General features: G+C 67.3%; 17 protein-coding genes. 10 read left to right on the top strand and 7 right to left on the bottom strand.

From position 1 onward, the window contains the following. The first annotated feature begins 78 nt into the window (after nucleotides 1–78). The gene (locus AABF56_RS11635; RefSeq protein ID WP_272806044.1) at nucleotides 79–1260 is read left to right on the top strand and encodes an FAD-dependent oxidoreductase; all 1182 of its coding nucleotides are present in this window, start codon (nucleotides 79–81) and stop codon (nucleotides 1258–1260) included. Between the two features lie 153 nt (nucleotides 1261–1413). Here the strand turns inward: AABF56_RS11635 and blaOXA are convergent, their stop codons facing one another. Continuing rightward, nucleotides 1414–2220, bottom strand: a complete 807-nt coding sequence (gene blaOXA, locus AABF56_RS11630) for a class D beta-lactamase (protein WP_272806043.1) — start codon at nucleotides 2218–2220, stop codon at nucleotides 1414–1416. Between the two features lie 110 nt (nucleotides 2221–2330). Here blaOXA and AABF56_RS11625 point away from each other — a divergent pair, with 110 nt between their 5' ends. Then, nucleotides 2331–3218, top strand: coding sequence for a LysR family transcriptional regulator (locus AABF56_RS11625; protein ID WP_064330716.1), 888 nt, complete (start codon nucleotides 2331–2333; stop codon nucleotides 3216–3218). On the opposite strand, the gene AABF56_RS11620 is transcribed toward AABF56_RS11625, so the two are convergent. From AABF56_RS11620 to AABF56_RS11610, 3 genes are all read right to left on the bottom strand, one after another. Next, a complete protein-coding gene (locus AABF56_RS11620; protein ID WP_272806042.1) occupies nucleotides 3215–4246 on the bottom strand; it encodes a zinc-dependent alcohol dehydrogenase family protein in 1032 nt (343 codons plus the stop codon). The two genes, AABF56_RS11625 and AABF56_RS11620, sit on opposite strands and share 4 nt — an antisense overlap. Nucleotides 4247–4316: 70 nt before the next feature. Beyond that, nucleotides 4317–4976 (bottom strand): dihydrofolate reductase family protein, encoded by a 660-nt coding sequence (locus tag AABF56_RS11615; RefSeq protein ID WP_272806041.1) that lies wholly within the window; start codon nucleotides 4974–4976, stop codon nucleotides 4317–4319. Nucleotides 4977–5054: 78 nt separating this feature from the next. Beyond that, complete coding sequence (locus tag AABF56_RS11610) at nucleotides 5055–5852, bottom strand: LytTR family DNA-binding domain-containing protein (RefSeq protein WP_272806040.1); 798 nt, start codon at nucleotides 5850–5852, stop codon at nucleotides 5055–5057. Nucleotides 5853–5942: 90 nt separating this feature from the next. Between AABF56_RS11610 and AABF56_RS11605 the strand changes: the two genes are divergently transcribed. Together AABF56_RS11605 and ypfJ are read left to right on the top strand one after the other, a co-directional pair. Beyond that, the gene (locus AABF56_RS11605) at nucleotides 5943–6464 is read left to right on the top strand and encodes a DUF2306 domain-containing protein (protein ID WP_272806039.1); all 522 of its coding nucleotides are present in this window, start codon (nucleotides 5943–5945) and stop codon (nucleotides 6462–6464) included. A 109-nt stretch (nucleotides 6465–6573) separates the two neighbouring features. Further along, nucleotides 6574–7512 carry a KPN_02809 family neutral zinc metallopeptidase gene (gene ypfJ / locus AABF56_RS11600; RefSeq protein WP_244766968.1) on the top strand — a complete coding sequence of 313 codons (939 nt, stop codon included), beginning with the start codon at nucleotides 6574–6576 and terminating at the stop codon, nucleotides 7510–7512. Here ypfJ and AABF56_RS11595 read toward each other — a convergent pair. Next, complete coding sequence (locus AABF56_RS11595; RefSeq protein WP_272806038.1) at nucleotides 7496–8086, bottom strand: phosphoethanolamine transferase domain-containing protein; 591 nt, start codon at nucleotides 8084–8086, stop codon at nucleotides 7496–7498. The two genes, ypfJ and AABF56_RS11595, sit on opposite strands and share 17 nt — an antisense overlap. A 201-nt stretch (nucleotides 8087–8287) precedes the next feature. Beyond that, nucleotides 8288–9286 carry an aldo/keto reductase gene (locus tag AABF56_RS11590; protein WP_272806037.1) on the bottom strand — a complete coding sequence of 333 codons (999 nt, stop codon included), beginning with the start codon at nucleotides 9284–9286 and terminating at the stop codon, nucleotides 8288–8290. 104 nt (nucleotides 9287–9390) lie between these two features. On the opposite strand from AABF56_RS11590, the gene AABF56_RS11585 reads away from it, so the two are divergent. The 3 genes from AABF56_RS11585 to AABF56_RS11575 all read left to right on the top strand — a co-directional run bounded on the left by AABF56_RS11585 (nucleotide 9391) and on the right by AABF56_RS11575 (nucleotide 13227). Next, complete coding sequence (locus tag AABF56_RS11585) at nucleotides 9391–10293, top strand: LysR family transcriptional regulator (protein ID WP_244766965.1); 903 nt, start codon at nucleotides 9391–9393, stop codon at nucleotides 10291–10293. Between the two features lie 143 nt (nucleotides 10294–10436). Beyond that, nucleotides 10437–11690 (top strand): TCR/Tet family MFS transporter, encoded by a 1254-nt coding sequence (locus AABF56_RS11580; RefSeq protein ID WP_272806036.1) that lies wholly within the window; start codon nucleotides 10437–10439, stop codon nucleotides 11688–11690. A gap of 151 nt (nucleotides 11691–11841) precedes the next feature. Then, nucleotides 11842–13227, top strand: a complete 1386-nt coding sequence (locus AABF56_RS11575) for an MATE family efflux transporter (protein ID WP_272806035.1) — start codon at nucleotides 11842–11844, stop codon at nucleotides 13225–13227. Nucleotides 13228–13494: 267 nt separating this feature from the next. Here AABF56_RS11575 and carA read toward each other — a convergent pair whose 3' ends face one another. Then, nucleotides 13495–14703 carry a glutamine-hydrolyzing carbamoyl-phosphate synthase small subunit gene (carA, locus tag AABF56_RS11570; protein ID WP_272806034.1) on the bottom strand — a complete coding sequence of 403 codons (1209 nt, stop codon included), beginning with the start codon at nucleotides 14701–14703 and terminating at the stop codon, nucleotides 13495–13497. A gap of 323 nt (nucleotides 14704–15026) precedes the next feature. Between carA and AABF56_RS11565 the strand changes: the two genes are divergently transcribed. The 3 genes from AABF56_RS11565 to dnaG all read left to right on the top strand — a co-directional run bounded on the left by AABF56_RS11565 (nucleotide 15027) and on the right by dnaG (nucleotide 18139). Beyond that, nucleotides 15027–15476: a GatB/YqeY domain-containing protein gene (locus tag AABF56_RS11565; protein WP_244766961.1), complete on the top strand. Its 450-nt coding sequence runs from the start codon at nucleotides 15027–15029 to the stop codon at nucleotides 15474–15476. Between the two features lie 250 nt (nucleotides 15477–15726). Beyond that, on the top strand, nucleotides 15727–16065 hold the full coding sequence (locus AABF56_RS11560; RefSeq protein WP_244766960.1) for a hypothetical protein: 339 nt from the start codon (nucleotides 15727–15729) through the stop codon (nucleotides 16063–16065). Nucleotides 16066–16150: 85 nt separating this feature from the next. Then, on the top strand, nucleotides 16151–18139 hold the full coding sequence (gene dnaG / locus AABF56_RS11555) for a DNA primase (RefSeq protein WP_272806033.1): 1989 nt from the start codon (nucleotides 16151–16153) through the stop codon (nucleotides 18137–18139). Nucleotides 18140–18154 lie beyond the last annotated feature (15 nt).

The following is an 18154-nucleotide window of genomic DNA, read 5'->3' as shown; positions in this document are numbered from 1 at the left end:
AAAATGCCAACGCGTGTTGACAAATTCAAGCGCCCGGCATAAAAGTCAACACATGTTGATTTTTATGGAGTGCGAACCATGCTGCCGCAGGAAACCGATGTGCTGATCGTCGGGGCAGGGCCGACCGGCCTTGCGCTCGCCGTCACCCTGCAACAGGCGGGCGTGCGGCCCGTCATCGTCGACCGCCTTGCGGCCGGCCAGAACACCTCGCGCGCCGCGGTCATCCATGCCCATACGCTGGAGGTGCTGGAACGGCTCGGCGTCACGGAAGACCTGGAGCGCCGCGGCTTGCCGCTCACCCGCTTTGCCTTGCGCGACCATGACCGGGCGCTGCTGGAGCTCGATTTCTCCACATTGCCGTCGCGCTATGCCCAGATCCTGATGATCCCGCAGGACGAGACCGAGGCGATCCTTGCCGACCGGTTGGCAAGCCTCGGCGGCGCCGTCGCGCGGGGCGTCACGGCGACGCGGATCGAGCGCGATGCGGCGGGGGCGGTGGTCCATGTCGAGACGCCGGAGGGGCCGCAGGCCATCCGCGCCCGTTATGTCGTCGGCGGCGACGGCATGCACAGCGTCGTGCGCGAGGCCGCGGGCATCGCCTTCGACGGGGAGAGCGCTGCCGGTTCCTTCGTCCTTGCCGATGTCCATATGGACTGGGCCCTGAGCACGGAGGTGACGCTGTTCTTCTCGCCGGAAGGCATGGGCGTCGTCGCGCCGCTGCCGGCAAATCGCTACCGCATCGTGGCGCCCGTCGAGGATGCCCCCGAAGCGCCGGACGCGGCTTTCGTGCAGGCGCTGCTCGATGCCCGCGGCCCGCGCAAGTCGCCGGGCCGCGTGCGCGAGGTCCTCTGGAGTTCGCGTTTCCGCGTGCATCACCGCGTCGCCGCGCGCTATCGGTCAGGCCCGTTCTTCGTCATGGGCGATGCCGCCCATGTGCACAGCCCGGCCGGCGGGCAGGGCATGAATACGGGGCTTGTCGATGCCGTCGTGCTGGGACAGTTGCTGGCGGACGTCATCGCCGGCAGGGCGCCGGACACGACTCTCGACCTCTATGAGGAGAAACGCCGTCCCGCCGCGGCGGAGGTGCTGGCGCTCGCCGACCGCCTGACGCGGATCGCGACCATGCGCAGCCTTGCCGGCCGTATCCTGCGCAACCTCGTCCTGCGCCTTCTCGGTGCATCGCCGGTCTTCCGCCGCAAGCTGGCGCTCAACCTCTCCGGCCTCGCCCGCAAGGGGCTCGGGATGGTTCCCCGACGCTAGGCTGCGTTGCTTGCCCCTCATCCCCCTGCCGGGACCTTCTCCCCTCAAGCGGGGAGAATGGGGAAAACGGCGAACCCATCGCTCCTCTCCCCGCTTGCGGGGAGAGGATGCCGGCAGGCAGGTGAGGGGCCGCGCGCTGCCGCGCCTGCCCATTCACTCCGTCGCCAGAAGCCCCGGCAGCTCCTTCAGGATGCTGTCCCGCGCGCGCAGGCTCGTGCGCGGCTCCTGCTTCTTCTCGTCCTGGATGAGGCGGGCGAAGACGACGGTGCGGTCGTCGCGGCGGGCCCAGCCGACATACCAGCCCCACGGCCGGGCATAGTCGAAATTGCCGTCGGCCTTGCGGGGATAGGCCATGCCGGTCTTGCCCTGCGCGCCCCAGCCGTGGGCAAGGTCGCGCCGCTCGAGGATTTCCATCGCCCGGTCCATCGCATCGGCGGAGACCGGCAGTTCGTGGTTCACCAGCTTCTTCAGGAAGGCCACCTGCTCGCGCGGCGAGATCTTCAGCGAGGAGGCGATCCAGGCGCGCTCCAGCCCGTTGTCCTTGCCCGGGTCGCCTGCCATGTCGGCATTGCCGTAGCCGAAGGCATCGGCATAGTCGCGCAGCTGCTCGTAGCCGAGGAATGCGGTGATGCGCTGCGAATACCAGACGATGGAAAACTCCATCCAGCGCTTCGGCGTTGCCGGCTGGCGCCAGGCATCGCCGCCCCAGTCCGGATCGCCCTTCATGAAGGGCAGGACCGGTTCGTCCGCGTCTTCCAGGAAGCCGGAATCGTAGCCCATCACGGCGAGCGGCACCTTGAAGGTGGAGGCGGGCGTCACGCGGCTCTCGCAGTCTCCCTTTTCCAGGATGACCTCGTCACTCGCCGCATCGGCGACGATCGTACAAATAATGCGGGCTTCGGCCGGCGCGCTGAAGCCTGCGGCCAGCAGGATGCCGACCGCGAAAAGACGCATGTCCATCACGTTTTCCTCGAAATTTGAATGGCTTGTGCATTCTGGATAGCAGTGCTTTGATGCGCTGGCAAAAGATCAATACTGGTCTCAGCCATTAGGAAAATTGGGGCTTTGCCATGGTTCGGCCATATCTGCCGCTGAACGCCTTCCGCGCCTTCGAGGCCTCCGCCCGCCATCTCAGCTTCACGCGGGCGGCGATCGAGCTGAATGTCACGCAGGCGGCGGTCAGCCACCAGGTCAAGAGCCTGGAGGAGCAGCTGAACGTCGTGCTCTTCAAGCGCCTGCCGCGCGGGCTGATGATCACGGCGGAGGGGGAGAGCCTGCTGCCGGTGCTGCGCGACAGTTTCGACCGCATGGCCGATGCGGTGGAGCGCTTTCGCGGCGGCCATGTGCGGGAAATCCTGACGGTCGGCGCCGTCGGCACCTTCGCCGTCGGCTGGCTGCTGCCGCGGCTTGCCGCGTTCCGCGAGCGCCATCCCTTCGTGGAGGTGCGGCTGTCCACCAACAACAACCGCGTCGACCTTGCCGCCGAGGGGCTCGATTTCGCCATCCGCTTCGGCGCCGGCGCCTGGCACGGCACGGATGCGGTGCGCCTTTTCGATGCGCCGCTCTCCGTGCTTGCCATCCCCGCTGTCGCGCGCGATCTCAGGGAGCCGGCGGACCTGCTCGGCCTGACGCTGCTGCGCTCCTACCGCCGCGACGAATGGACCCGCTGGTTCGAGGCCGCCGGCCTGCCGCGCACGCCGCCGCCGCAGAATGCCATCGTCTTCGACACCTCGCTCGCCATGATGGAGGCCGTGCTGCAGGGCGCCGGCGTCGGCCTTGCCCCGCCGCTGATGTTCTCGCGCCTTCTGGCGGCCGGCGCCGTCGTCCAGCCGTTCGAGACGAGCCTTGCGCTCGGAAGCTACTGGCTCACCCGCCTGCAATCGCGCAGCCTCACCCCCGCCATGGCCGCCTTTTCGGCCTGGCTGGCCGAGGCGGTGGCGCAGGAGGGGCTGGGCTAGGTCTTCAGGCCCGGCATGACCAGGACCTTCACCTCGCCCGGCCGCGGCGGGTTGGCGACGGCGTCCGGCAGGTCGTCGAGGCCGATGCGGCGGGAGATAAGGCGATCGACCGCGATCGTGCCGGAGGCGATCAGCGCCGCGGCGCGGCCATGGGTGAAAGGGTTGAGGAAGGAGGTGAGGATTTTCACCTCGCGGAAGAGCAGGTCGAAGGGCTCGAATTCCACCGTTTCGCCCTGCGGCAGCACGCCGAGGATGACGACCGTGCCGCCGTTGCGGGCAAGTTTCGGCGCCTCGGCCACGGTCTCGGCAACGCCCGCGCATTCGATGACGACATCGGCGCCGCCGGGCAGAAGGCCAGCCTTGCCGGCTATGCCCTCGATGGTGTCGCCACTGCCCGGATCGAAGGAATGGGTGGCGCCGATCTCCTCGGCGAGTTTCCGGCGCACGGCCTGGCGGGTGACGAGGATGACCGTGGTTGCGCCGGCAAGGCGGGCGAGCTGCACGACCAGCATGCCGATCACCCCGCCGCCCAGCACCACGACGGTGCTGCCGGGTTTGATGCCGGCCATGTCGGTGCCGTGCAGGCAGCAGGCGAGCGGTTCGCAGAAGGCGCCGTGCTCCGGCGGCAGCGAGAGCGGCAGTTGATAGGCCTGCTTCTGCGGCACCAGCACATAGTCGGCAAAGCCGCCGTCGCGGTGGATGCCGATCGCCTGCAGGTTCCCGCACAGATTGACGCGGCCGCGCCGGCATTGCGCGCAGCGGCCGCAATGGATGTTCGGATCGCCGGTGATGCGCATGCCGGGGCGGACATCGATGACGGCCTTGCCGACGGCCTCGACGATGCCGGAGAATTCATGGCCGAGCGTCACCGGCGGCCGGCAGGGAAACTCGCCGTGGAAGAGGTGGCGGTCCGTGCCGCAGATGCCGGCCGCCTCGATCCGGACCAGAAGATCGTCCGGGCCGGGCTCCGGCTTTTCCACCGTGCGTACGAAGAATTCGCCGATCGCCTCCAGCCGCGCCGCTTTCATGCCGTCCTCCCGTTCTCCCCAGGAGAGATAGGAGCCGCAACGGCGCGGCCGGTCAAGGCCCGCTCCGTCTTCACGTCAGGTTGCGGCGACGCTCCAGCTCGGCATCCGTCGGCGTGTCGAACTCGAAGGAGCCCGTCGTCACCTCGCCGGCGCGGGCATATTTGCTGATGACGATGCCGTTCTCGCTGGCGCGCGAATTCACCAGCGTCAGGGCCCGCGGGAAGGAGGCGTCGCCGAACAGCCGCTTGCCCTTGCCGAGAATGACCGGGAAGGTGAAGACGTTGATCTCGTCGATGAGATCATTCTCGAACAGCGTCTTGAGAAAGTCGGTCGACCCCTGCGTCAGGAGGTCCGGCCCGTCCTCGCTCTTCAGCGCCTTGACGGCGGCAAGCGCGTCCGGGCCGAGCACATGGCTGTTCTGCCAGGTGGTCCTGAAGGCCGGGTTTCGGGTCGCGACATATTTGTTGATGCGATCGAAGAGCGGGCCGATCGGATCATCGGCGCCGGCATAGGGCCAGTGAGCGGCAAAGATGTCGTAGGTCTTGCGGCCGAGCAGCAGGTCGAAGGGTTTTGCGAAAAGTTCATCGATCGTCGCACCGGCCGTCTCGTCGAAGAACGGGGCGACCCAGCCGCCGAACCTGAAGCCGCCGACCGGGTCCTCCTCCGGTCCGCCCGGCGCCTGCATGACGCCGTCGAGGCTGACGAAGGCGCCGACAATGATCTTTCGCATGGATCTTCTCCCGATGGTTTGATGGCCTGATATCTAGAGACGCAGGACGGGACGGCGATCCGACAGACACGCGAAAATTTACCCCCAGCGGGCGCGCACCGCTTCGACGCGGCTGCGGCTGACCGGCACTTCCTGCCCGTCCTTCAGGAGGATCGCCAGCCGGCCCTCCGTGCGCAGCAGCTTGTCGACATGGGCGTCGGCCACGAAATGCGAGCGGTGCACCCTGAGGCCCGGCGTATCGCCGCATTCGGCCAGCGCATCGGAAAAGCGCAGCAGGATCAGCTCGCGGCCGCGGCTCGTCGTCACCTGCGTATAGTGGTCGGCGACCGTCATGTGCAGGATGGGGCCGCGGTTCTCCGGCCTGAGGCGGCGCAGCAGGGGGATTTCCGCCCGGTCTTCCGGAGCCGCGGCCGGCGACGGCGCGGTGGACAGCGCCTCGGCCTGCTTGCTGCCCATCGTCATGAAGGTGAGCGCGCAGAACAGCGCCGAGAGGAGAAGCCCCGTGGCGATGCTTTCGGCGATCCTTGCCGGGGTGGGCGTGCCGCCGAAGGTCATCAGACTGATCGCCTCCGTGGCCAGCCCCACCGGCACGCCGGCCACCAGCGTGCCGAGCGCCATGCGGGCGAGGAGGCCCGGCACCCTCTGCCGGAAAAGCGTGTTGACGGTGACGATGGCGAGGACGGCGATGGCCCAGGCGACGGCGTGCAGCACGAGCCAGAAGCCGAGCCGCGGCACGCTCGCCAGCCGCTCCGCCGTGCCATAGGGACCGGTCACCCAGAAGATCAGCACGACCGCGCCGAAGGTCGCCCAGAAGCGCGGGGCACTGAGGAAGACCTGCAGTTCACGAAGCGCGGATTGCAGGAGGGGGCGTTCCACGAAGTTTTCCGTCCGTTCGGGCCAAAGCGTTTGAGGCGGCCCGATCAATGGCGGAAGACGCTGGCGAATTCAACCGTCCCGGAGCCCGCCATGACCCTTGAGCCGCTTCTCGCCGCCCCCTTTGCCGTAAAGTTCCATGTCGCCACCGTCCTGCCGGCGGCGGTGCTGGGGGCCGTGCTGCTCGCCCGCCCCAAGGGCACGCCCGCCCATCGCCGCCTCGGCAAGGTCTGGCTGCTCCTGATGGTGCTGACGAGTTTTTCGACCTTCTTCATCCACGACCTGAAGACGGTCGGCGATTTCAGCCCGGTCCACCTGCTCTCCGTCTATGTCATTGCCGGAAGCGCCCTTGCGATCCGCGCCGCGCGCCGCCGCGATATCCGCGCGCACCGCGCCCATGTCGCCGGCATGTATTTCGGCGGCATCGTCGTTGCCGGGCTTTTCACGCTGGTGCCGAACCGGGTGATGGGCGCGATGATCTTCGACGGCGCCTCGGGCTTTGCGAGCGTGCTCGCGGCGGCCGTCGTCAGCATGCTCTTCGTTGCGGCCGGGGCCCTTGCGGCGCGCCAGGCGGGCTGGACGGAGCGTTTCGAGACGGTTTTCCGGCGGCGCTGAGGCTCCGCTTTTCGTTTTGCATGGCGGCGCGGCAGGCCCTATAAGTCGTTGCTGAGGAACGAATTCATGCGGTGAGCGTTCGTCGGCAATCAATTCGGGGAAATGCGCCATGGAATGGAAAGGTCGTCGCCAGTCGAGCAATATCGAGGACCAGCGCGGAGCCGGTCGCTCGGCGGGAGGCAGCAACCCGTTCGGCCGCGGCAATGGCGGCTTCCGCATCCCGATGGGCACCGGACGCCGCGCCGGCGGCGGCATGAGCATCGGCACCATCATCTTCCTCGTCGTCATCTATTTCGTCTTCAAGGCGATGGGCATCGACCTCCTGCAGGTGATGGGCGAGGGCGGCGGGCAGGTCAGCATGCCGGGCTTCGAGCAGACCGAAAGCGCAAGCCGCCGCACCTCCCCGCAGGAGGAGGAGACCAAGGCCTTCATGGCGACCGTTCTTGCCGAGACGGAGGATACCTGGAACGGCATCTTCCAGTCGGCCGGCGAGCGCTACGAGGAGCCGAAGATGGTGCTCTTCTCGGGCTCCGTGCAGTCGGCCTGCGGCTTCGCATCGGCGGCCTCCGGCCCGTTCTACTGCCCGGGGGACCGCAAGGTCTATCTCGACATGAGCTTCTTCGACGAGCTGGCAGGCAAGTTCGACGCGTCCGGCGACTTCGCGCAGGCCTATGTCGTCGCCCACGAGGTCGGCCACCATGTGCAGAACCTCACCGGCGTGCTGCCGCGCTTCAACCAGCAGCGCCAGCGCATGAGCGAGGTGGAGGCCAACCAGATGTCGATCCGCGTCGAGCTTCAGGCCGATTGCTATGCCGGCATCTGGGGCAAGTACACCGAGCAGAAGGGCCTTCTGGAGCGCGGCGACCTGGAGGAGGCGCTGAACGCCGCCACCCAGATCGGCGACGACACGCTGCAGAAGCGCATGCAGGGCTATGTCGTGCCGGAAAGCTTCAACCACGGCACGTCCGAGCAGCGTCGCCGCTGGTTCAAGCGCGGCTTCGACACCGGCCGGGTCGATGCCTGCGACACGTTCAAGGGCGACGTATGATCGAAGCGCCGGCGGCATTGCCGCCGTCGGCGAGCTTCAGGTCTTCCTCGACGATCAGGGCATATTTGGTCGCGTGCGTCAGGGCGATGGCGAGCGCGACCGCGAGCATCGGCACGGCGATCGCCAGGTTGCCGCGCAGCTGCCAGAAGAACGGCCGGTGCACCACCTTCACCCAGAGGAGAAGGGCAGCCGGCAGGCCGCCGAAGACCAGCATGTGAACGGCAAGGGAGAGCGGCTGGAGAGAGGCTTGCGGCCGGAAGACGCCGTCCTCGTCCATGAACCAGGCCGCCGCCGCCGCGAGAAGAAGGAGCGCCGCGAAGAGCGGCTTCATCACCCGTTTCCAGGAGACGGCGACGCAGGTGACGATGAAGAGGCAAAGGAAGCCGCCCGTCACCAGCGCGAGCGTGCCGGGGCGGGCGCCGAGCAGGGCCCAGCTCTCCATCCAGAAATCGCGGCTGGTGACAAGGAAGAGATAGAGGCCGGTCGCAAGGCTGACCGCCAGGCTGCCGAAGGCGGGCCTTGCGGCGGGAAAGCGGCGCTGAGCTGAGCGGCCCTGAACTGAGCGGAATGACATTGCCGGTCCTCGAACGCTGACATGCGGAGGACATATCTCGCCCCGCGCCGTTACCGGCGAATGACAAGCGGACCCCATCGCGCGCATTTCTCTCACGAGGAAGCTGACAATTCGCTGACGGCTCCCGCCCGTCGCGCCCGAAGCGGACAGGATTGGAGCGGGAACGGGCTGCCGGCCGCGGCCGCAGCCCGTCCCATGGCCTCAGGCCCGCTTTTCGCTGTCCATATGCGCCAGCATGGCGGCCGGGTAGCGCTCGCCCGCGGCGGCATCCTTCGGCATGGCGGCTTCGATCGCGGCGAGATCGGCCTCGGTGAGCGCGACCTGCTGCGCAGCCAGCGCCTCGGCCAGGCGATCGCGCCGCCGGGCGCCGACAAGCGGCACGATATCGGCGCCCTGCGCGGCGACCCAGGCGATGGCGAGCTGGGCGACGGTGGCGCCCTTCTCCTCCGCGACACGGCGCAGGGCCTCGACGAGCGCCAGGTTCCGGTCGATGTTGCCCTCCTGGAACCGCGGGCTCAGCGTGCGGAAATCGCCGCCTGCCGTTTCGCCCTTCTGCCAATGTCCGCTGATCAGGCCGCGCGACAGCACGCCATAGGCGGTGACCGCGATGCCGAGCGCCCGGCAGGTCGGCAGGATGTCGTCCTCGATGCCGCGCGAGATCAGCGAATATTCGATCTGCAGATCGACGATCGGATGGACGGCCGCCGCCCGGCGGATCGTTTCCGAGCCCACTTCGGAAAGCCCGATATGGCGGATGTAGCCGGCCTTCACGAGGTCGGCGAGCGCGCCGATCGTCTCCTCGATCGGCACAGCCGGGTCGAGACGGGAGGGACGGTAGATGTCGATATGGTCGGTGCCGAGCCTTTGCAGGGAGTAGGCGAGGAAGTTGCGGATCGCCGCGGGGCGGGAATCGTAGCCGCTCCAGGCGCCGTCCGGCCCGCGCAGCGCGCCGAACTTCACGCTGAGCAGCACGTCCTCGCGGCGGCGCTCCTTCAGCGCTTCGGCGATCAGCATCTCGTTGTGGCCCATGCCGTAGAAATCGCCGGTGTCGAGAAGGGTGATGCCGGCGTCGAGCGCGGCATGGATGGTGGCGATGCTTTCTGCCCGGTCGGCGGGGCCATACATGCCGGACATGCCCATGCAGCCGAGCCCGATGGTGGAAACGACGGGGCCGGTCTTGCCGAGGGTGATGGTCTTCATGGGGTTTCTCCTGTTCGCTGCCTTTCGGTCGATGCTCTTTTACCGCCATCGCGGTTGTGCGATAATCCGATCCATCCCGAACAAGTCGTGCGGTTTTTCGAACAATGAGCCAGATTCCCCTTGCCGATCTCGATGCCTTCGTCACCATCGCCCGGGTGAAGAGCTTCCGCGCCGCCGCCAAGCTGCGCGGCGTCTCCGCCTCGGCGCTGTCGGAGGCGATGCGGCGGCTGGAGGGGCGGCTCGATCTTCGCCTTTTCAACCGCACGACGCGCAGCGTGACGCTGACGGATGCCGGTGCGCGCCTCCTGGAGCGGCTGGCGCCGGCGCTGGCCGAGGTCGAGGCGGCGATCGACGGGGTGAACAGCCTGCGCGACCGGCCGGTCGGCCGCCTCCGGCTGAACGTGCCCGGCATCGTCGCGCGCTTCGTGCTGCCGCCGATCGCCACGCCCTTCCTCAAGGCCTATCCCGGCATCACGCTGGAGGTCGCGTCCAACGATGCGCTGGTGGATGTGCTGGCGGAGGGTTTCGACGCCGGCATCCGCTATGAGGAGGCGCTGCACCAGGACATGATCGCCGTGCCGATCGGCCCGCGCCGGCAGCGCTTCGTCGTGGCCGCCGCGCCCGCCTATATCGAGGCGCACGGGGCACCGGAACATCCGCGCGACCTGATGCGGCACCGCTGCATCCTGCACCGTTTCGCCAGCGGCCATGTGCTGCCCTGGGCCTTCGAGCGGGGCGAGGAGAAGGTTTCGCTGATGCCGCCGGCCTGCCTGATCTCCGAATCGAACGAGGTGGAGCAGCATGCCGCCGCGGCGGGCCTCGGCATCGTCTGCACCTTCGAGGAATTCCTGGCGCCGGCCCTTGCCTCCGGTGCGCTGCAGGTCGTCATGCCCGACTGGATCCAGACCTTTTCCGGCCCCTTCCTCTACTATCCGAGCCGCACCCTGATGCCTGCGCCGCTGCGGGCCTTCGTCGATTTCGTGAAGGCGCATCCCTGGCCGGAATGAGGCCTTTCATCAGCGGATCGCGACTAATTCATCAAAAAATTGCAATGTTCACGGATTGTTTCACGGCAAAAAGTGAAATAGAAGTTTTCGCCTGACATTTCGCCCGCGCGTGCCGGGCCGCTATCCTTACCAAGGGTGAAGCCATGATCGATGCCAGGTCCACCCGGCGCGGGCTCCTTCTCGTCTTCATGATCATGTTCCTCGACGTGATCGGCATCGCCATCATCATGCCGGTGCTGCCGACCTATCTGCGCGAGCTGACGGGCGACGATATCAGCCAGGCGGCGATCGACGGCGGCTGGCTGCTGCTCGTCTATGCCGGCATGCAGTTCCTCTTCGCACCCTTCATCGGCAATCTCTCCGATCGCTTCGGCCGGCGGCCGGTGCTGCTCGCCTGCATCCTCACCTTCGCCATCGACAACCTCATCTGCGCGCTGGCGACCAGCTACTGGATGCTGTTCGTCGGCCGGGTGCTGGCGGGCATCAGCGGCGCCAGCTTCGGCACGGCCGCCGCCTATATCGCCGATGTCTCCACGGACGAGACGCGGGCGAAGAATTTCGGGCTGATGGGCATCGCCTTCGGCACCGGCTTCGCGCTGGGGCCTGTCATCGGCGGGCTGCTCGGCGAGTTCGGCCCGCGCATCCCGTTCTACGGGGCGGCCGTGCTCGCCTTCCTCAATTTCGTCGCGGCCTGCTTCCTCCTGCCGGAAAGCCTGGAGACGGCCCACCGCCGCCGCTTCGAGCTTGCCCGCGCCAATCCGCTCGGCGCGCTCCTCCAGATGCGCAACTATCCGGGCGTCATGTGGGTCGGCCTCGTCTTCTTCTGTTACTGGCTGGCGCATGCCGTCTATCCTTCCGTCTGGTCCTTCGTCTCGGCGCTGCGCTACGGCTGGAGCGAGGGGCAGATCGGGCTGTCGCTCGGCGTTTTCGGGGTCGGCGGGGCGATCGTCATGGCCTTCGTGCTGCCGCGCGTCGTGCCGAGGCTCGGCGAGTTCCGCACGGCCGTCGTCGGCCTCGCCTTCGCCGTGCTCGGCCTTGCCGGCTACGCCGCCTCCGTCCACGGCTGGATGATCTATGCGGTGATCGTGCTGACGGCGCTCGAAAGCCTGGCCGATCCGCCGTTGCGCTCCATCGCCTCGGCCCGCGTTCCGCCTTCCGCGCAGGGCGAATTGCAGGGGGCGCTGACGAGCGTTTCCAGCATCACGACGATCATCGGCCCGCTGATCTTCACCCAGGTGTTCAGTCATTTCACGGGGCCGGCCGCGCCGGTCGTCTTTGCCGGCGCGCCTTTCGCGCTCGCGGCCGTGATGCTCTTCATCGGCCTCGTGATCTTCGTCGTGAAGCTGCGTGGTGCCGGAGCGGGTCCGAGCGGGAATCTGGCGGCGGAAAGGGCCTGAAGCGCTTTCAAAACGGGAAATCCGGACGAAAATTCCGCCCGCGAGCGCCGCACGGAGCCGGATTACGGCGTTTTTGATGAAAGCATCAAATCTATTCGATTGATCGCGGCGGGAACTTGTGATCCGAAGCGATGCGAAAGTGAGAAGTATCATGCACATGGCACCGCACCGCGAGGACAACCGCTGGGGCGCCCATTTCCGGGCGACCTTCACCCTCGGCGTGCCGTTGATCGGCGCGCAGCTCGCCCAGCTCGGCATTCACACGACGGACGTGGTCATCCTCGGCCGCCTCGGCGCCGCGCATCTGGCGGCGATCGTTCTGTCGAGCCAGTTCTTCTTCACGATCTTTATCCTCGGCTCGGGTTTTGCCAATGCCGTCATGCCCATGGTGGCGCAGGCCTATGGCCGCGGCGATGCGGTTTCCGTGCGCCGTGCGGTGCGCATGGGCATGTGGGTGGTGCTGCTCTATTCCATGCTGATGGTGCCGCTCTTCTACAATGCCGAAAGCATCCTGCTCTATGCCGGCCAGAAGCCGGAAGTGGCGGCGCTGGCCGGCAGCTACCTGAAGATCGCCCAATGGGGCATGGCGCCGGGGCTGCTCTTCATGACGCTGCGCGGCCTCGTCAGCGCGCATGGCCGGGCCGGCATCGTGCTTTACGTCACGATCGTCATCCTGACCGTCAACGCCTTCTTCGCCTATGCGCTGGTGCTGGGCCGTTTCGGTTTCCCGGCCATGGGCATCGAGGGGGCGGCCATCGTCTCGCTCGGCGTCAACCTGCTGAGCTTCGTGCTGCTGACGGCCTATATCCAGTCACGCCCGGAAATGCGCCGCTACGAGCTCTTCGTGCGCTTCTGGCGGCCGGACTGGCCGGCCTTCCGCGAGGTCGTCCATCTCGGCCTGCCGATCGGCCTGACCATGCTGGCGGAAGTCAGCCTCTTCACCGGCGCCTCGCTGCTGATGGGCAATATCGGCACGCTGGAGCTGGCCGCCCACGGCATCGCGCTGCAGCTCGCCTCCATCGCCTTCATGATCCCGCTCGGCCTGGCGCAGGCCGGCACGGTGCGTGTCGGCGTGGCGCATGGGCGCGGCGATCATCTCGGCGTCGTGCGCGCCGCCTGGGCGGTGCTGATCATCGCCGCGATCATCGCGGTCGCCGGCGGCATCCTCTTCGCCCTCGTCCCGACGACGCTCGCCTCGATCTTCCTCGACAAGGCCGGCAAGGATTCCGCTGCCGTTCTGGCGATCGCCGGCCCCTTCGTGGTGATTGCCGGCATCTTCCAGCTCGTCGACGGCCTGCAGGCGATCGCCGCCGGCCTGCTGCGTGGCCTGAAGGACACGCGCATCCCGATGATCATGGCCGTCATCTCCTACTGGCCGATCGGTTTCCTTGCCGCCTGGTTCTTCGCCTTCCCGGCCGGCTTCGGCGGCATCGGCGTCTGGTTCGGCTTCCTCGCCGGTCTCGCTGCGGCGTCCGTGCTGCTCAACTGGCGATTCTACCGGCTGGTGAAGCAGCGCGGCGGCGATCGGCTCGCCTGAGCCTCTCGGTCGCTTCCTTCCGGGAGCGTGGATTGAAACGATTATGACGACCTGTTGCTCTACTGCGCGCAGGATGCTTCCCCGACGGAATGGCTTCCTTCGGAAAAAGAAAAGCCCCGGACCATATCCGGGGCTTCAGTTTGGCGGCAAACATCGCTCCAAGCACTCCGTCATCCTCGGGCTCGACCCGAGGAACCAAGCCGCGGGTGGGGCGTGGATGGCCGAGGTCAAGCCCGACCATGACGAAGGCGAGGTATCGGCGACGGCTTACGCCCGTTCGGGGATGGCCTCTTCGCCCTTCTTCTCGCGCACCAGGTTGATGAAGCGGCGGAAGAGGTAGTGGCTGTCCTGCGGACCTGGCGAGGCCTCCGGATGGTGCTGCACGGAGAAGACCGGCTTGCCGGCAAGGCGCAGGCCGCAATTCGTGCCGTCGAACAGCGAGATGTGGGTCTCTTCCACGCCGTCGGGCAGGGAGGCGGAGGCGACGGCAAAGCCGTGGTTCATCGAGACGATTTCCACCTTGCCGGTCGTGTGGTCCTTCACCGGGTGGTTGGCGCCGTGATGGCCCTGATGCATCTTCTCGGTCGTGGCGCCGACGGCAAGGCCCAGCATCTGGTGGCCGAGGCAGATGCCGAAGATCGGGATGCCCGTGTCGATCAGCCTCCTGATGACCGGCACGGCATATTCGCCGGTCGCCGCCGGATCGCCCGGGCCGTTGGAGAGGAATATGCCGTCCGGCTTCAGCGCCAGCACGTCGTCGGCGCTGGCGGTTGCGGGCATGACGGTGACCTTGCAGCCGAGGCCGCTGAAGAGGCGCAGGATGTTGCGCTTGACGCCATAGTCGAGCGCGACGATGTGGTACTTCACGTCGCCCTCGGCGAGGTCCTCGTAGCCTTCGTTCCACACCCAGGGCTTCTCGCTCCAGCGCGAGGACTGGCCGGAGGAGGCGACCTTGGCGAGATCGAGGCCGACGAGGCCGCTCCAGGCCTTCGCCTCCGCCTTCAGCGTCTCGATGTCGAAGACGCCGTTCGGGTCGTGGGCGATCACCGCGTTCGGTGCGCCGTTCTCGCGGATCCAGGCGGTGAGCGCGCGCGTGTCGATGCCGGAAAGGCCGATGATGCCGCGGGCCTTCAGCCAGCCGTCGAGATGCCTGGCGGCGCGGTAGTTGGAAGGATCGGTGATGTCGGCCTTGAAGATCGTGCCGACGGCGCCGTGGCGGGCGGCGGGCGTCAGGTCCTCGATGTCCTCGTCATTGGCGCCGATATTGCCGATATGCGGGAAGGTGAAGGTGACGATCTGGCCGAGATAGGACGGGTCGGTGAGGATTTCCTGGTAGCCGGTCAGCGCCGTGTTGAAGCAGACTTCTGCGGTCACCTTGCCGGTGGCGCCGATGCCCTTGCCTTCGATGACGGTGCCGTCGGCGAGAACGAGCAGGGCGGTCGGCTTTTCAGTGGTCCATGCGGGGGTCGAGGTCATGAGTATCCCGTTTCCGGCGCCTGGCCCCGGGCTTGAAAGCCGATGGACCGGGCACCATTTAAGATCGCAGGCAAAGGCGCGCGGAAGCCCGCGTTGGTTCGCCCTGATTGCCGATTTTCGTGCAGGTGCCGGAAAATAGACAAAGCGGATGACGGGGTCAACCGTTGCCTGTGGATTGCGTGGAATTATAAAGCGTTGAGATTCAATCGCTTGCGCAATCCGTTTGCCGGCAGGCCCTTTGCCGGTCTATGAGCATGCACAATCGAACGATGATCGAAGCCCAGCCGCGCATCCGGCGCCGGCGGCTTCCAATGGAGAAAATGATGCGCGATACGATCGCAAATGCCCTCAAGGATGCACTCAAGGCCAAGGATGCCTGCCGTGTCTCCACGCTGCGCCTGATCCAGGCCAAGCTGAAGGACTGCGACATCGCCAACCGCGGTGTCGGCAAGGGGCCGGTCGAGAACGACGAACTGCTGCAGATCCTCGCCAAGATGATCAAGCAGCGCGAGGAATCGGCCAAGATCTTCTCCGAGAACGGCCGGCCGGAACTCGCCGCGCAGGAGCGCGAGGAAATCAAGGTCATCGAGAGCTTCCTGCCCGAGCAGATCGCCGAGGACAAGATGAAGGACCTCATCGCCGCGGCCATCGCCGAAATCGGCGCGCAGGGCCTGCGCGACATGGGCAAGGTCATGGCCGTGCTCAAGGAGCGCTATCCCGGCCAGATGGATTTCGCCAAGGCCTCCGGCGTGGTGAAGGACCTCCTGAAGTAGGCCGGTAACGACATTATCCGGACGAGGGGCGGCTTCGGCCGCCCTTTCTGTTCGGCGGGTGGGTTTCGTCGCGGCACGCATGCCGGGCAATCGGCGGGAACCAAACGCGCCGATTGCCGTTGTATCGGTCAACAGGAGCCCGACGATGCGGCGGCGATCGCCCATCGGCTCGCCCCGGCGAAGTGCATGCGATGCCGCCGGATATGTTTTGCGTTGAATGCCCCGGTGGCCGTCCAAGGAGGCCGAGCCGATGCGTCTGACGTTCCTTCTTTCCCTCGCGCCGCTCCTTGTTGCGGGGCCGGCCGTCGCGCATGACGCGGCGAGCGGCTGGCAGTACGAGGCCTTCTGCTGCAACGGCAACAGCCATAACGGTGACTGCCAGATGATTCCCGCCACCACCGTGCGCATCATCGCCGGCGGCTACCGGGTGACGCTGGCGCCCGGCGACCATCGCCTCGCCACCCGCAGCCACATCTTCCTCATGCCGCAGGACATGACGCGCCGCTCGCAGGACGGCGAGTACCATCTCTGTCTCTACCCGACCGAGGACACGCCGCGCTGCTTCTATGCGCCGGACATGGGCTTCTGACGGTGCCTGTGAATTGCTGTGGGCAGGCGACTATCGCTGGCGGTGGGCGCCGCGCATGGTTATATGGACCCCGACCGAGGGACCCATGCGCTTTTCCAATGCCTTCCTAGACGAGATCCGCGACCGCGTCTCCATTTCGGAGGTGATCGGCAAACGCGTGACCTGGGATCGTCGCAAGACCAATGTGTCGCGCGGCGACTACTGGGCCTGCTGCCCGTTCCATGGCGAAAAGTCGCCGAGCTTCCACTGCGAGGACCGCAAGGGCCGCTACCATTGTTTCGGCTGCGGCGTCTCCGGCGACCATTTCCGCTTCCTCACCGATCTTGACGGCCTGTCCTTCCCGGAGGCCGTGCAGCAGATCGCCGACATGGCGGGCGTCGCCATGCCGCAGCCCGACCGCGAGGCCGAGCAGCGCGAGAAGGAGCGCACCGGCCTCGTCGAGGTCATGGAGATGGCCGCCCGCTTCTTCGAGGACCAGCTCCAGACGCCGGCCGGCGCGAAGGCGCGCGCCTACCTGCGCGACCGCGGCCTGACGGGGCGCACCATCGAGACCTTCCGGCTCGGCTATGCGCCGGAAAGCCGCAATGCGCTGAAGGAGTTCCTTGCCGGCAAGGGCGTGCCGAAGGAGGCGATCGAGGCTTGCGGCCTCGTCGTGCACGGGCCGGACATCCCGGTCTCCTACGACCGCTTCCGCGACCGCATCATGTTCCCGATCCTCTCGGTGCGCGAGAAGGTCATCGCCTTCGGCGGGCGCGCCATGTCGCCGGACGCGCCGGCAAAATACCTCAATTCCAACGAGACCGAGCTCTTCCACAAGGGCAACGTACTCTACAACCACGCCCGGGCCCGCAAGGCCGCGCAGGGCGCGAGCCGCGCCGGACAGGACGAGAAGACCGCTGGCACGGTGATCGCCGTCGAAGGCTATATGGACGTGATCGCGCTCCACCAGGCCGGCATCGAGAATGCCGTTGCGCCGCTCGGCACGGCGCTCACGGAAAACCAGCTCGACCTGTTGTGGAAGATGACGCCGGAGCCGGTGCTGTGCTTCGATGGCGATGGCGCGGGCATTCGCGCGGCGAACCGCGCCGCCGACCTCGCGCTGCCCTTCATCAAGCCGGAGCGCACCGTGCGCTTCGCGCTGCTGCCCGACGGCAAGGACCCGGACGACCTCGTGCGCCAGGAGGGCCGCGCGCCCTTCGACAAGGTGATGGCAGGCGCCCGGCCGCTCGCCGAGATGATCTGGAGCCGCGAGGTGCAGGGTGTGAGTTTCGAGACGCCGGAAAGCCGGGCGGCGCTCGAGGCGCGCCTGCGCCAGGTCACCGGCGTGATCGCCGACGAGGATGTGCGCCGCCACTACCAGCAGAACATGCGCGACCGGCTGAACGCCTTCTTCCGCCCCGCGCAACGGCAGGGCGGCTTTGTCGCCGGCAGAGGCCGTGCGGGGCAACGCCTCGGAAGCGGCGCGCCGCAGGGCACGTCCGTCTCTTCGGGCATTTCCGACCGGCTGGCGCGCTCGGCGCTGGTGCGTGGCGCGCAGGAGCTGCCGGCGCTGCGCGAAAGCGTGCTGGCGCTCACCGTCGTCAATCATCCGGGCCTGCTCTTCAGCGATTATGACGAGATCGCCATCATCGAATACGAGAACCGCGACCTGCAGCGGCTCTGGTCGGCGCTGCTCGGCATTGCCGGCTCCGTCGGCGCCCGGCTGGAACGCGACCGGCTGGTCGAGGAACTGGAGGCGGCAGGCTTCGACACGCTGCTGCGCGGGCTCGACCAGCAGATCCGCAACTCCCGCCTGTGGACCGCGACGGCGGAGGCCGCGCCCGAGGATGCCCGCGAGGGCTTCCTCCAGGCACTCGCTCTGCACAAGCGCACCCGCGCCCTGCTCTGGCAGCGCCGCGAGCTGGAGCGCGAGCTTGCCGTGGCGACCGAGGAGGGCGACGGCGAACGGGTCCCCCAGATCCTTCGCGCGCTGCAGGAGGTGCAGATGGAGACCGTGCGCCTGGAGAACCAGGAAGCCATCATCGAGGGCTTCGGCGTGCTCTCCGGCCGCGTGAAGGGGCCGGCAGGCAAGTAGCCGCCGTCCCGGTCC

The organism is Shinella sp. WSC3-e, from assembly GCF_945994535.1.
GTDB lineage: Bacteria > Pseudomonadota > Alphaproteobacteria > Rhizobiales > Rhizobiaceae > Shinella > Shinella yambaruensis.
This window is presented reverse-complemented; position numbering and strand designations above follow the sequence as displayed.

What these genes read in the sequence shown, in the direction of transcription:
- AABF56_RS11635 (WP_272806044.1), top strand. Translation starts at nt 79, where the DNA reads ATGCTGCCGCAGGAAACCGATGTGCTGATCGTCGGGGCAGGGCCGACC.
- blaOXA (WP_272806043.1), bottom strand. Translation starts at nt 2,220, where the DNA reads ATGGACATGCGTCTTTTCGCGGTCGGCATCCTGCTGGCCGCAGGCTTC.
- AABF56_RS11625 (WP_064330716.1), top strand. Translation starts at nt 2,331, where the DNA reads ATGGTTCGGCCATATCTGCCGCTGAACGCCTTCCGCGCCTTCGAGGCC.
- AABF56_RS11620 (WP_272806042.1), bottom strand. Translation starts at nt 4,246, where the DNA reads ATGAAAGCGGCGCGGCTGGAGGCGATCGGCGAATTCTTCGTACGCACG.
- AABF56_RS11615 (WP_272806041.1), bottom strand. Translation starts at nt 4,976, where the DNA reads ATGCGAAAGATCATTGTCGGCGCCTTCGTCAGCCTCGACGGCGTCATG.
- AABF56_RS11605 (WP_272806039.1), top strand. Translation starts at nt 5,943, where the DNA reads ATGACCCTTGAGCCGCTTCTCGCCGCCCCCTTTGCCGTAAAGTTCCAT.
- ypfJ (WP_244766968.1), top strand. Translation starts at nt 6,574, where the DNA reads ATGGAATGGAAAGGTCGTCGCCAGTCGAGCAATATCGAGGACCAGCGC.
- AABF56_RS11595 (WP_272806038.1), bottom strand. Translation starts at nt 8,086, where the DNA reads ATGTCATTCCGCTCAGTTCAGGGCCGCTCAGCTCAGCGCCGCTTTCCC.
- AABF56_RS11590 (WP_272806037.1), bottom strand. Translation starts at nt 9,286, where the DNA reads ATGAAGACCATCACCCTCGGCAAGACCGGCCCCGTCGTTTCCACCATC.
- AABF56_RS11585 (WP_244766965.1), top strand. Translation starts at nt 9,391, where the DNA reads ATGAGCCAGATTCCCCTTGCCGATCTCGATGCCTTCGTCACCATCGCC.
- AABF56_RS11580 (WP_272806036.1), top strand. Translation starts at nt 10,437, where the DNA reads ATGATCGATGCCAGGTCCACCCGGCGCGGGCTCCTTCTCGTCTTCATG.
- AABF56_RS11575 (WP_272806035.1), top strand. Translation starts at nt 11,842, where the DNA reads ATGCACATGGCACCGCACCGCGAGGACAACCGCTGGGGCGCCCATTTC.
- carA (WP_272806034.1), bottom strand. Translation starts at nt 14,703, where the DNA reads ATGACCTCGACCCCCGCATGGACCACTGAAAAGCCGACCGCCCTGCTC.
- AABF56_RS11565 (WP_244766961.1), top strand. Translation starts at nt 15,027, where the DNA reads ATGCGCGATACGATCGCAAATGCCCTCAAGGATGCACTCAAGGCCAAG.
- AABF56_RS11560 (WP_244766960.1), top strand. Translation starts at nt 15,727, where the DNA reads ATGCGTCTGACGTTCCTTCTTTCCCTCGCGCCGCTCCTTGTTGCGGGG.
- dnaG (WP_272806033.1), top strand. Translation starts at nt 16,151, where the DNA reads ATGCGCTTTTCCAATGCCTTCCTAGACGAGATCCGCGACCGCGTCTCC.